Raw genomic sequence first — 13,470 nt, 5'->3', positions numbered from 1 at the left:
GTTTATTAGTAGCCTTTTTAATTCATAATTGCGATATTCTCATAAATACAAACATCTATTTTTCATTTTTTAAAGATTAAACATTTAGACTGAAAATCTGACTAAAATTAAGAACTCAGCTTGAAGGTCGTTTTCTTAAAAATATCGTATCTATTTAAGTCAAAAAAAACAGTTTACATAATTTTATGTGCTCGAGAACACGAATATTGTGTGTTCGAGCACATTTTTTGTGTTTTTTCTTGGTTAATAAAAATATAATCGATAGTTTCGTCAAATAATAAAGTTTTTAAGCGATTTTTTTCGCTCTTTTTTAATCTATTTAATACTCTTTTTAGTCCTTAAAAAACACAAAAAATAAAGACTAAAAAACTTAAATAATTAAAATAAAAACGACCAGACAAAAAACACATTTAGTAACCAAAACCAAATCAAGAGTATGAAGAAAGTATTCTCAAAAAAACCTGAAAATTTCAGGTTGCATACTGTTCTTGAAAAAACTTTAAAAACAACATTATTATCTCTGTTGTCCTTAAGCTTTCAAATCACAACTGCGGCACCTGCAAAAGAAATTTCGACAAACGAAACCAGTTTTCTGGCATTTCAAAAAATTGTTAAAGGTAAAGTTGTAGATGAAAAAGGAATTCCTGTTCCTGGAGTGAATGTTAATATAAAAGGCACAACAAAAGGAGTACAAACTGATATGGATGGAAGTTTTGCCATCGATGTTCCTAATGACAGCGCTATTTTGATCTTTACCTTTATGGGAATGCAAGATCAGGAAGTTCCAGCTGGAAACGGTATTCTGAAAATTGTTATGAAAGAAGCCGGCCAGCAAATGGACGAGGTTGTAGTTGTAGGATACAGCAAAGTAAAAAAAGAGAGTTTGACTGGTTCTTTGCAAACTTTAGACAATAAAAAAATCGTTGACGTTACAACACCAAATGTTGAAAACATGCTGGCAGGAAAAGCTACTGGTGTATTTGTAAACACAGGCGGCGGACAGCCGGGAGCGGCAGCAAAAGTTATTATTAGAGGTAGAACCACAGTTAACGGAAGTACAGATCCTTTATGGGTAATTGACGGAGTTATTGTAGGGAATACTTCTGCAAATGTGAATCCTGCTGATATCGAAACTTTAACGGTTCTTAAAGATGCAGCTTCTACTGCAGTTTATGGATCACAAGGAGCAAATGGTGTAATTGTAGTAACTACCAAAAGTGGAAAAAATGGAAAATCTACGATTAATTTTTCTGCTAAGACCGCGATGACTTCTATAAACAATGGAAATTTCAAAATTATGAACGGCGCTGAATTATATGATTTATATGATTCGTTTGCTAACAAAGAAACTTTTCAAAATGTTTGGTGGTGGAAACCTGAATTAAGAAACAAAAATTTTGACTGGTGGGATAATGCAACTCAAACAGGAATTGCACAAGATTACAACTTATCGTTCAGTGGTGGAAGTGAAACTTTTAAAAGCTATGTTTCTGTTGGTCTTTACAATGAAACTGGTGCTATAAAAGGATACGACTACAAAAAATACAACGGTCTTATGAAGTTTGAATACAAACCAAGCAGTTGGTTTACTTTAAGACCTCAAGTTAATTTAACTAGAGAATCTGTTTTAGACAAACAACATGATATATATGCTTTATATGCAAATATGCCTTGGGACAGTCCTTATTTAGCAGATGGCTCTTTAGTAGGAAATGCACCAAACCCAACTTGGGTAAACACAACTGGATCAAATTATTTATATGATTTACAGTGGAACAGCAATGAATCTGAAGCATACACAGTACGAACTAATCTTGATTTTGATATTAAATTCACAAAATGGTTAACTTTTTCATCTGTAAACAATTACATATTTGGTAATTCAAATGCAAGTTATTATACTGATCCAAGATCAGCAAATGGGGTTGCTGTAAAAGGAAGAATTGAAGACAACTTCGATACGTATAACAGAATTTACACCAATCAATTATTAAAATTCAACAAATCATTTGGCAGCCATTCGTTTAATGCTGTTGCTGGTTATGAGTGGAATGAGTACAATAAAAAGTTCAGTCAAGCAGTTGCAACGGGAATTCCTCCTGGAATTGTAGCTCCTGATGCTGCAGCGGTTCCTGAAAAAGTAGCGGGCGGAAGATCTCAATGGGCGGTTCAGTCTTTATTATCAAATGTAAATTATTCGTATGATAATCGCTATTTAGCACAAGTGTCTTTTCGTCGTGATGGAGCATCAAACTTCGGAAAAAATGCACAATATGGTAATTTCTATTCTATAAGCGGTGGATGGAACATTCATAATGAGTCATTCTTTCACGCAGATTACATCAATAACTTAAAACTTAGAGCAAGTTACGGTTCAGTAGGAAACAGACCTAACAGTTTATATCCTCACCTGCCTTTGTATTCTTTCTCAAAAAGCAGTTATAATGAAAGTCCGGGAGCGTTAATCTCACAATTGGCTAATCCTGATTTGAGCTGGGAAAAAACTTTTACCGGAGGTGTTGGTGTAGATGTAAGCTTCTTTAAACGTGTTAATATTACTTTAGACTACTACAATAAAAATACTTCTGATTTATTATACCAAGTACCGCTTCCAGGTGTAATTGGAGTGAACAGTATTTGGAGAAACGTAGGAGCTGTAAACAATAGAGGCTTTGAGGCTTCTGTTAATGTTGACATCATCAAAAATGAAAACTTAAACTGGTCAATAGATGCCAATATTGGTACTAATAAAAATAAGGTAACAAAACTTTACGGTGATAAACAAGAAATCATTGTAGGTGACGGAAGTGGTGCTGCAGGTTCGGCAAACAAACTTTTAAAACCAGGAAACGATGTTGACAGCTGGTACGTAACAGAGTGGGCAGGCGTTAATCCTGAAAATGGAAAACCACAATGGTATACTACAAATACTGCGGGCGAGCGTGTAAAAACAAGTGATTATGGTGAAGCTTCTAAATACAGAAAAGTAGTTGGAGCTTATACTCCAGACTTTTTTGGAGGATTCTCTACAAGTTTAAACTACAAGAAATTTGATTTTGCTGCTATTTTCAGCTATTCAGTTGGCGGCGAAATTTACAATTATGCGAGAGCAGAATTTGATTCAGATGGTGCTTATAATGACAGAAATCAAATGCAACTTCACAGCGGATGGAGCCGTTGGGAAAAACCAGGAGATATTGCGACTCATCCACAGGCACTTTATGATAACAACAGCCAATCAAATAAAGCATCATCACGTTTCTTAGAAACGGGTACGTATTTAAAAATGAGAAGTATCACTTTTGGATACAATATGCCGATTGAGCGTCTTAATATTTCAAATTTAAGATTATATATAGCTGGAGAAAACTTGTTTACCATCAGTCATTATTCTGGTGTTGACCCTGAACTCCCTCCTACTTACAACTCAGCAAATCAACAATATACTATTACAGGTGTAGCAACACAAGTATATCCTTCAACGCGCAAAATTGTACTAGGACTTAACGTAACTCTTTAAAACAAAATCATGAAAAAAATATTTATATTATGTATGGCAATTAGTTTTCTGTCCTCATGTGAGTTAGACAGAGAGCCATTTGGTTCCTACACAAAAGACAAAATCGAAGAAGATAAAGTAGCAGCTGTAGAAGTTTTATTAAACGGCTGTTACGCACAATTAAAAGGCTGGTCTGATGTTATGCACAGAGTTGGAGAATATCCAAGTGACAACATCATGATTAGAGGAACATCTACAGATTCATTTTACTCTTTTATTTCCTATCAACATATTCCAGACAACGATAGATTATCTGTTTTTTGGAACAACAGTTACAAAATTGTTTCGCAGTCAAGTGATTTAATTAAAATGATTAAGGAGGGAGAAAGCGCAACTGTTGACCAACAACTTGGTGAAGCGTATTACTTAAGAGGAATGATCTATTTTTACTTATGTCGTACTTATGGAAGACCATATTCTCAATCGCCTGAAACTAATTTAGGTGTGCCAATTGTAAATGGTTTACCGGCAGATGTAATTAATCTTGTTTTACCAGATAGATCAACCGTAAAAGATACTTATGCGCAAGCAATCAGTGATCTAAAAAAAGCAGAATCTTTAATGACTGTTGACAGATCAGCAGCTTACGCAACAAAAGAAGCTGCTCAGGCAATGCTTTCAAGAGTATACTTATATATGAGTGGTACTTATCAAAATCCAAATCAAGATTATGCAACACTATCTATTGAATATGCTAACAAAGTAATTGCTAGTGGAAAGTATAAATTATTGAGCCGCGAAAGTTTCATGAAATCCAATACTTATGCACCAGATTCTGATGAGCAGACAGAGACTATTTTTGCTGTTAAACGTGTAGCTTCAGAATTTTCAGGTTATGATCATTATTATGGAATTGGCGGTATGTATGCTAATATTCAAGGTCAAGGATGGGGAGAAATGTACGCAAGTGCAAAATACTTAGATCTATTAAGAAAATCGGGTTTAAAGAAAGATGCTCGTTGGGCTTTTATTGATCCGCAATACGATACAGACGATGCTGGAAACAAAACTCAAGCATTCCGTTTTATCTACGACATTAAGAATACTGCCGGCACTCAAACTGGTTATAACTATATGCAGCAGCCTCTTAAAACAAATTCTAATGGTTCATATTATATCACCATCGGAAGTACAGATTACAACTTAACGGTAGTAAACGCAGCCGAAAATCAGTATTCAATTGTGTACGAAGGAAAAACATATACGGGTGAAAAAGATTATATGATGTTGTTAAACAGAGTTTATCCTATGTATTATGTCACAAAATGTTCTTTGCAAAACAATGATTCTCACTTGTACTCTCCTCCTATTTCAAAATTAGATGAGATGTATCTGAATATGGCAGAAGCTTATGTTAAAAAAGGAGATTATAACAGTGCATTGACGAACTTAAACATTATTCGTTCAAGATCAATCGTTGGCGGCGGCTATACTTCATTAGACAATACAAATGCAGTACAGCGTGTAGACGAAGAACGTCAATTAGAACTAGCTTTTGAAGCACACCGTGGTTATGATGTTTATAGAAACGGACAAACTATGACACGTCACTATCCAGGACCGCATTTACCAATGGTTGAGTGGCCGGCTTCAAGCCCTAGAGTAGTACAATATATTCCGCAGTCAGAAATAAATGCTTACCCAGGAACACTGACTCAAAACCCATAATTGTTTAGAATTGTTTTTGTTTTTGAAGCCTCTCTAATTTGGTTCATTAGAGAGGAGCTTCAAAAAAAGAAAAACCTAAATTACCTATAACTATGAAAAACATATTCTGCTTAATTCTTGCTTTAGCCGCTTTTTCCTGCACAGCCGGCAACGACGCTTTTAGCGAAAAAACAAGTTTAGAGAATCCAAAAACAAAAATTTCATTGCCGCTTGCTGGTAACGCATACAGCTCTAAACATGTAGACGAAAGCAATACAATTACGGATAATGGTATTGAAAACTGGACAAATTCTGATGAGTATTTCACCGCCTATTTTAGAGTTTCAAAACCAGGAACTTTTCAAATTACTATAGAAGAATCTGTACAGGTTTTTGGAAAATCAGAACTTGAATTTTCAATTAATAATGAAGCTAAAAGAGTCAAATTTACGGCATCTAAAAAAGCAGTTACAGCGGGAACTTGGAAAATAAACCAAGAAGGATATGTTGCAGTCAAAATAAAAGGAATCAGCAAAATAGGTGATCGTTTTCCATCGATTAATCGTCTAACGATTTCAAGTGATGATTACGATGCGAAAATTGCTTTCGTTCCTAACAACGAAGGAAACTTCTACCATTGGGGGCGTCGCGGTCCATCTGTTCACTTAAATTACCAAGTTCCAGAAAACACGAATGCAAAATGGTATTACAATGAACTTACTGTTCCTGAAAACGAGGACAAAATTGGTTCTTATTTTATGGCAAATGGTTTTGGAGAAGGATATTTTGGAATTCAAGTAAATTCAGCTTCCGAAAGAAGAGTTTTATTCTCTGTTTGGAGTCCGTTTACCACAGATGATCCAGCCAGTATTCCTGAATCACATAAAATTAAAATGCTTAAAAAAGGTGAAAATGTACATACCGGCGAATTCGGAAACGAAGGTTCAGGAGGACAGAGTTACCTAAAATACAACTGGAAAGCAGGAACTACTTATAAATTTTTATTACAAGGATTTCCACTAAACAACAACACAACAACTTATACCGCTTACTTTTACGCGCCAGAGCAAGGAAAATGGCTTTTGATTGCGAGCTTTAACCGTCCGCAAACCAATACATATTTAAAAAGATTTCATTCATTTCTAGAGAATTTTGTTCCAGAGCAAGGCGATTTTTCTCGTAAAGTCTTATTCAACAATCAATGGATCTGCGACGAAAAAGGAGTTTGGTCCGAAATTAATTCAGCTCGTTTTACAACTGATAATACAGGTGCTAAAGAATACAGAATGGATTTTGCAGGCGGACTTGACGCTAACTCTTTTTATTTAAAAAATGGAGGCTTTTTTAATAACTATACAACATCAAAAACAATTTTTTCAAGACCTTTAACAAATAAAAAGCCGGAGATAAATTTTGAAGCTTTACCTTAATTGGTCTTAAAAAATCACAAATACAAAAACAATAATTCCCGATAATCAGCATTTAGATTATCAAACATTTTCAAATCAAATTAATTCAAATTATGAAAACTAGTATTTTAAAATTCATGTTAGCAGCCTGTCTTTTGTTTGGATGCGCAATCGCGTCAGCACAAATGATCAAAACCAAAACGCCGGCTCGTGCAAAAGGACAACAAGATGTACTGCAATTAGCAACTACTCCAATTCCAACTGTTCGTGTAGCCTTTATTGGTTTAGGAATGCGTGGTCCAGGAGCTGTAGAACGTATGACACATATACCAGGTGTCGAAATTGTAGCACTTTGCGATATGCTTGAAAAAAACACACAATCGTCTAACGAAATTTTAACCAAAGCTGGTTTTCCAAAAGCACAAGAATTTTTTGGAGATGAAAATGCTTGGAGAAAAGTTACAGCATTACCAAATGTTGATTTAGTTTACATCGCTACAGATTGGAAACACCATGCACAAATTGGAGTTCAGGCAATGAAAGACGGAAAACACGTTGCTATCGAAGTTCCAGGTGCTATGACAATGAAAGAAATCTGGGATCTTATCGATACTTCAGAAAAAACTCGTAAGCACTGTATGCAGTTGGAAAACTGTGTGTATGATTTCTTCGAGCTTACCACTTTAAACATGGCACAACAAGGTTTATTTGGTGAAATTCTTCATGCTGAAGGTTCTTACATTCACGGATTACAACCATTTTGGGGAGAATACTGGAATAACTGGAGAATGGATTACAACATTAAACACCGTGGAGATATCTATGCAACACACGGTATGGGACCAGCTTGTCAGGCATTAAACATTCACCGTGGAGACAAAATGAATTTCTTAGTTTCTATGGATACTAAAGCAGTTGGAAATCCTGCTTACATCAAAGAAAAATCAGGTAAAGAAATTAAAGATTTTAGAAATGGAGATCACACTATGACTATGATTCGTACTGAAAACGGAAAGACAATCCAAATTCAACACGATGTTACTTCTCCTCGTCCGTACAGCAGAATGTACCAATTAAGCGGTACAAAAGGTTTTGCAAACAAATATCCATTAGAAGGATACGCTTTAGACGGTGCAGCATTAAGTGATGATGTAAAACCAAATCACGAAAAATTAAGCGCTCACTCATTCGTACCAGAAGATGTGAAAAAAGCATTAATGGAAAAATACAAACACCCAATTGTAAAAAATATTGAAGAAAAAGCTAAAAAAGTAGGTGGTCACGGCGGAATGGATTTCGTAATGGATTACCGTTTAATTTACTGCCTTCAAAAAGGACTTCCTTTAGATATGGATGTATATGATTTAGCAGAATGGTCTTGTTTAGGACCTTTGACAGAAATTTCTCTTGATAACGGTTCTGCACCTGTAGAAATTCCTGATTTCACACGCGGCGGATGGAATAAATTAAAAAAATTAGAATTCGCGGAATAAATTTATTGGTTAGTTAGTAGAAGCAAGAGGGCGCAATTTTATAGCGCTCTTTTGTTTATTAAAAAGATTTTTAATTACTTTGAAAAATGAAAAAAGTTTACTACACCCTCCTATTTGCCTTTTTTACACTGCTCTCTGCATCAGCACAGCAAAAACAAACTTTCGCTATAAGCGGAGGAGATTTTTTATTGAATGGAAAACCAATACAGATTCACTCAGGTGAAATGCATTATTCGCGTATTCCACAGCAATATTGGCGTCATCGTCTAAAAATGATGAAAGCCATGGGATTAAATGCCGTTGCTACTTATGTATTTTGGAATTATCATGAAACTGCTCCTGGTGTATGGGATTTTAAAACAGGAAATAAAAACTTAGCCGAATATATAAAAACAGCTCAAGAAGAAGGCTTATTTGTAATTCTTCGTCCAGGTCCGTATGTATGTGCCGAATGGGAATTTGGTGGTTACCCTTTTTTCTTGCAGAATGTGCCTAATATGGTTATTCGCTGTAACAACGCAGCATATTTAGCAGCTACAAAAGCTTACTTTACACAATTGTACAATCAAGTTAAGGATTTACAAATTACTAAAGGCGGTCCTATTATTATGGTTCAGGGTGAAAACGAATTTGGTTCGTACGTTGCACAGCGAAAAGATATTCCGTTAGAAGAACATAAAAAATATAGTGCAGCTGTATTTCAGCAATTAAAAGACCTTGGTTTTGAAGTTCCTTTTTTCACTTCAGACGGAAGCTGGTTATTTGAAGGCGGTGCATTGCCAGGTGCATTACCAACTGCAAATGGTGAAGGTGATATTGCAAAATTAAAAGAAGTTGTAAATCAATTCAATAATGGTCAAGGACCTTATATGGTTGCCGAATTCTATCCAGGATGGTTAGATCATTGGGCAGAACCTTTCCCAACGCAAAAACCGGAACAAACTGCTCGTCAGACTAAAAAATATTTAGACAATAAGATATCGTTCAACTATTATATGGTTCATGGCGGAACTAATTTCGGATTCACTTCTGGTGCTAATTACGACAAAGAACACGATATTCAGCCTGATATGACATCATACGATTATGATGCTCCAATAAGTGAAGCAGGATGGGCAACTCCTAAATATAATGCTTTAAGAGAATTGCTTAAAACAAGCGAAACTCCTGCAGTTCCAGAAAAAATGCCAATTATCGAAATTCCGAAAATAGCATTAACAAAAACGGTTGATTTAGCTGATTTAAAAGCAAAAATAAGCCCCGTATATGAAGATACTCCACAAACCTTTGAGCAATTAAATCAAGGCGATGGTTATGTTTGGTACAGTAAAAAGTTCACGCAGCCAATCAGTGGAAAACTAGAATTAAAAGGATTACGTGATTATGCGATCGTTTACGTTAACGGTAAAAAAGTAGCAGAATTAAACCGATACTATAAAAAATACGATTGCGAAATCGAAGTTCCTTTTAACGCTACTTTAGATATTGTAGTCGAAAACATGGGACGTATAAATTATGGATCTCAAATCAACGAAAATAACAAAGGAATAATAAGTCCTGTTATTATTAATGGTCAGACTATTACAGGCGATTGGGAAATGTACAAATTGCCTATGAGCCAAGAACCAGATTTGACAGCTTACAAAAATTCAGGTAAAGCAAACCGTCCAACTTTATACCAAGGTACTTTTACGCTTAGTAAAACAGGAGATACCTTTTTAGATATGCGTGATTGGGGTAAAGGGATTGTGTTTGTAAACGGAATCAACATTGGCCGTTATTGGAGTGTTGGACCACAGCAAACTCTATACCTTCCAGGATGCTGGCTTAAAAAAGGCAAAAACAATATTGTAATTTTTGAGCAAAAAAATGAGACGCTGCAAAAAGAACTTAAAAGTATTGCAACTCCAATTTTAGAAGATTTAAGACCTGAAAAAGGACAATAATATACAAAAGCAAAAAAGCCATTCACAACAATGAATGGCTTTTTTTTATACGAATAAAAGATTACTTCCAGTTGAAAGTAACTCGTTTTTCAATATCAGAATTTAAGCTTAAAAAAACGGGACAAGTCATCGCAGCGCGCTCTAAAATTGTTCTGCTTTTCTCATCAGCAACACCGTTCATTTCAAAAATAATTTCGATTGCCCCAATACGTCTTGGTTCTGCATTCATAATTTTAGTCACTTCAGCAGTCGAATCGATTAGATCTACTTCCATATCACGAGCTTTAATTCCCATAATCGTCATCATGCAGCTTGCCAAAGCATTTGCTACAGTATCTGTTGGAGAAAACGCCTCTCCTTTTCCGTTATTATCTAAAGGTGCATCAGAGATAATTTCACTTCCTGATTGCACATGTATTGATTTTGTTCTTAATTCACCTAAATAAGTTACTTTTGATGTCATAGTATTGTTTTACAATTATTTAAATTCTTTTTTTTTTAATATTTTTAGTTCTTCTGAGATTACTAATCTAATCCCAATTTAAAAAGTTTTCCATAAGCCAATGCTGCTTTATGAACCTGAACCAGCCAGTCTTCTGCAGCATTATCATCTGCCCCATCCGAAATGTATTTTAAACATAAAAACGGAATATCTTCTTTCATCGCAATCAGTGCTAATGCATAAGCTTCCATATCTACGACATTATATAAGACTTCAGAATGCCCCATTTCAAAACTATCTCCAGTTCCGCAGATTCCTTCCTGTAAACCATCCATTTTTAAACCATATTCAAAAACGGTCGGCAGACCAGAAAATGGAGTCTCATAGAGCTCATATCCTAAACCTCGAACATCCATATCTCTTTGTATAAATTTCGTACAGCAGACAATATCACCTTTCTTAAAAAAATTACTTCCAGCAGATCCAAGATTAACAATTAATGAAGGCTTTTTATGCTGCAAAACTTTCGTCAATTCGTAAGCAGCATTCACCTTCCCAATTCCGGTCATAATCGTATTACATCTTTCAAAAACCTCGGCAGCTTCGGCTTTCAAAGCAAAAGAAAACAATATATCCTCTATTAAAAATGACTGTTCGTGGTTTATTTTTACCATCAATTTATTTTAATTTTTGAGATACAAAAATACCATTTTTAATCTGTCACGATAATCTATATCTCTATTCTTTTAAAAAATCACAAATAAAAAAATCCGTGTTGCAAAAAAGCAGCACGGATTTTTTATTCTATATCCTAAATTAAATAATTAGTAAACTTTCACATCTAATTTATTGGATTAATACTAGTATTAATTTGCAGTTTTTAAAGTTAAATCAGAATCATAATATAAAATGTAGACCCCTTTATTAGCATGTCCGCCATCTTCTTTTTTATAAAACTGAAACTTATTCTCCACTTGTTGTGTAGTCATTAAATCTGCTGTTTCTTGATATGTTTTTCCTTGAACCAAACGCATCATCGTATCAAAAGTTACGTCAAAACCTCTTGTCGCATAAGTATTTGGATAGATTTTATTTTTCAATCTATAATCCTTCTTAAAGATTGAAACCGCCTGATCATCACTGTCACGAGTAACTGAAGGATACATCAATTTAAGTTTTACCAAATTATCAAAACTAATCTCATCTGTATCAAGCGTGCTGTTTGGTTCTAAAATTACCAATTGCACCTGACATGTTTTCTGTGCATCCAGCAGCGCTTTTATCGTTGTTTTTATCATCGCCGTATTTGCCGTTTCCATCACCACATAATTCATTCGGTTTGGCAGTAACAAGCTTTTCAAATTAGCAGCGTCTAAACCTCCTGCCTCGGTCAAAGCTGCAAAAACAACTCCTTTTTGATTTTGTTTAATATAACTAATAACTGATTCTTTTTTCTTGTCTACAACGGCAACAATATTACCATTTTTACCACGCATATAATCAAAAACAGTATTTCGAACAACCTCATTTGATGGTATCGTCTGGTATAAATTTTCGATTGGGTTCGCCGCATCTTTTGATAATGGCGAAATAACCGGAACATTATACAATCTTAATGTATTTGCAGTAGATTCGGCATTATTTTGATAAAATGGCCCAACAACAGCATCAGCATCTTGCAGTTTTGGAATTAAACTTGAAATATTCGACGTTGTTTTTGTTTCTTGCGAATCATAAATCGAAACATCAATTGGAAGTTTTAAAACTTTAGCTGAATCGATCGCCATCATTGCTCCTGAGTAAAAATCAAGAGTCATATTCAAAAATTTATCCGTTTTCAAGCGTGAAGCAGTTCCAGTTGTATCGCTTTGCAATTTAGCCAAATTAAACGGAAGCAGTAAAACCACTTTTTTACGATCTCCCTGTCCTCTTTTTTTACTAAGTTCTACTATTTCAGGATTTACAGAAACAGTTTCAGATTTTACTTTGTCTACGATTTGTATTCCTCCAGGGCTTTTATTTTCCAGCGCTTTTTCAATAGGCTGCTGTTGCACAATGATTGGTGAAGGTGCTAAATATCCCGTTGGAACTTTTAAAACCATTCCTTCTTTTACACCTTCTGAAAGTGCAGGATTAAGTGCCGTTAATTCTTCTTGCGATAAATGAAACGTTCTAGATAAGCTGTAAAAAGTTTCTTTTGGTTTTACCTGATAATCCATGTAGCTGACTGCTTTTTTTGCAGGTTCAGCAGTTTTTTTAACTTCTTCATGCTTCGTAACATTTGCCGCAGTACTTTCCGTTTTAGGAGCTGTTCCTGTAATCGTTAATCGATATCCAACTGGCAGATTTGAAACAATATCTGGGTTTCTTTTTTCTAAATCTTCAACCGTAGTTTTATATTGTTTTGCAATAGAATATTTAGTTTCTTTCGGCAAAACATCATGATATACAAACTTTTCCTGTACTTTCTCTTTTGTTTTTTTATCTGCTGTCAACGCTGCTTTCGAAGCAGATCCTTTTGCCGGAATTACTAATTTCTGACCAATTTGCACGCCCGTTTTTTCAAGAAACGGATTTGCTGCTTTTAATGCTTCATCAGAAATATTATATTTTTTTTCAATGCTGTAAAACGTCTCTTTTGGCTGCACTTCATGAATAATCTCTTTTGAACTCTCGGTCGTTTTTACCGCAGCAGTTGTAGTTTTTGCCGCACTTTTAACAGCAGTTGTAGGAATTAACAAAACTGAATTGGGTACTAAACCTCTTCTTGCATCTGGATTTAATTCGTAAATATCAAAAGGCGTAACCTTAAATTTCTGCGCAATCTGATTAATTGTTTCTCCATTCGAAACAGTATACTTTACTACCTTCTCCTGAGAAAAAGCAGAACAGGTTACAAAAAAAACAAGGAATAATAAGGTCGAAAAATACTTCATAATATGGCTTAAAACAATTTAATTTCTAATTCAATTAA

General features: G+C 34.9%; 8 protein-coding genes. 5 read left to right on the top strand and 3 right to left on the bottom strand.

Going from position 1 to position 13,470, the window contains the following annotated elements:
• Positions 1 to 436 precede the first annotated feature (436 nt).
• From NLG42_RS12370 to NLG42_RS12350, 5 genes are all read left to right on the top strand, one after another.
• Positions 437 to 3,520 (top strand): SusC/RagA family TonB-linked outer membrane protein, encoded by a 3,084-nt coding sequence (locus NLG42_RS12370; RefSeq protein ID WP_257683958.1) that lies wholly within the window; start codon positions 437 to 439, stop codon positions 3,518 to 3,520.
• 9 nt (positions 3,521 to 3,529) lie between these two features.
• Entirely contained in the window at positions 3,530 to 5,227 is a 1,698-nt protein-coding gene (locus NLG42_RS12365; RefSeq protein WP_089056552.1) for a RagB/SusD family nutrient uptake outer membrane protein, read from the top strand.
• Positions 5,228 to 5,319: 92 nt separating this feature from the next.
• Entirely contained in the window at positions 5,320 to 6,636 is a 1,317-nt protein-coding gene (locus NLG42_RS12360) for a DUF3472 domain-containing protein (protein WP_257683957.1), read from the top strand.
• Positions 6,637 to 6,752: 116 nt separating this feature from the next.
• Positions 6,753 to 8,108: a Gfo/Idh/MocA family protein gene (locus NLG42_RS12355; protein ID WP_257683987.1), complete on the top strand. Its 1,356-nt coding sequence runs from the start codon at positions 6,753 to 6,755 to the stop codon at positions 8,106 to 8,108.
• Between the two features lie 86 nt (positions 8,109 to 8,194).
• Positions 8,195 to 10,054, top strand: coding sequence for a glycoside hydrolase family 35 protein (locus tag NLG42_RS12350; protein ID WP_257683956.1), 1,860 nt, complete (start codon positions 8,195 to 8,197; stop codon positions 10,052 to 10,054).
• A gap of 61 nt (positions 10,055 to 10,115) precedes the next feature.
• Here NLG42_RS12350 and NLG42_RS12345 read toward each other — a convergent pair whose 3' ends face one another.
• From NLG42_RS12345 to NLG42_RS12335, 3 genes are all read right to left on the bottom strand, one after another.
• Positions 10,116 to 10,517, bottom strand: coding sequence for an OsmC family protein (locus tag NLG42_RS12345; protein WP_099719836.1), 402 nt, complete (start codon positions 10,515 to 10,517; stop codon positions 10,116 to 10,118).
• A gap of 62 nt (positions 10,518 to 10,579) precedes the next feature.
• A complete protein-coding gene (locus NLG42_RS12340) occupies positions 10,580 to 11,170 on the bottom strand; it encodes a 5'-methylthioadenosine/S-adenosylhomocysteine nucleosidase family protein (RefSeq protein WP_257683955.1) in 591 nt (196 codons plus the stop codon).
• Between the two features lie 192 nt (positions 11,171 to 11,362).
• Positions 11,363 to 13,432, bottom strand: coding sequence for a LysM peptidoglycan-binding domain-containing protein (locus NLG42_RS12335; RefSeq protein ID WP_257683954.1), 2,070 nt, complete (start codon positions 13,430 to 13,432; stop codon positions 11,363 to 11,365).
• Positions 13,433 to 13,470 lie beyond the last annotated feature (38 nt).

The organism is Flavobacterium plurextorum (genome assembly GCF_024638035.1).
Lineage (GTDB): Bacteria > Bacteroidota > Bacteroidia > Flavobacteriales > Flavobacteriaceae > Flavobacterium > Flavobacterium plurextorum.
The sequence above is the reverse complement of the archived record's forward strand: the minus strand, read 5'-3'. Positions and strand labels throughout refer to the sequence as shown.

Excerpts from the sequence above, each read along its gene's own strand:
- NLG42_RS12370 (WP_257683958.1), top strand. The coding sequence starts at position 437 with ATGAAGAAAGTATTCTCAAAAAAACCTGAAAATTTCAGGTTGCATACT.
- NLG42_RS12365 (WP_089056552.1), top strand. The coding sequence starts at position 3,530 with ATGAAAAAAATATTTATATTATGTATGGCAATTAGTTTTCTGTCCTCA.
- NLG42_RS12360 (WP_257683957.1), top strand. The coding sequence starts at position 5,320 with ATGAAAAACATATTCTGCTTAATTCTTGCTTTAGCCGCTTTTTCCTGC.
- NLG42_RS12355 (WP_257683987.1), top strand. The coding sequence starts at position 6,753 with ATGTTAGCAGCCTGTCTTTTGTTTGGATGCGCAATCGCGTCAGCACAA.
- NLG42_RS12350 (WP_257683956.1), top strand. The coding sequence starts at position 8,195 with ATGAAAAAAGTTTACTACACCCTCCTATTTGCCTTTTTTACACTGCTC.
- NLG42_RS12345 (WP_099719836.1), bottom strand. The coding sequence starts at position 10,517 with ATGACATCAAAAGTAACTTATTTAGGTGAATTAAGAACAAAATCAATA.
- NLG42_RS12340 (WP_257683955.1), bottom strand. The coding sequence starts at position 11,170 with ATGGTAAAAATAAACCACGAACAGTCATTTTTAATAGAGGATATATTG.
- NLG42_RS12335 (WP_257683954.1), bottom strand. The coding sequence starts at position 13,432 with ATGAAGTATTTTTCGACCTTATTATTCCTTGTTTTTTTTGTAACCTGT.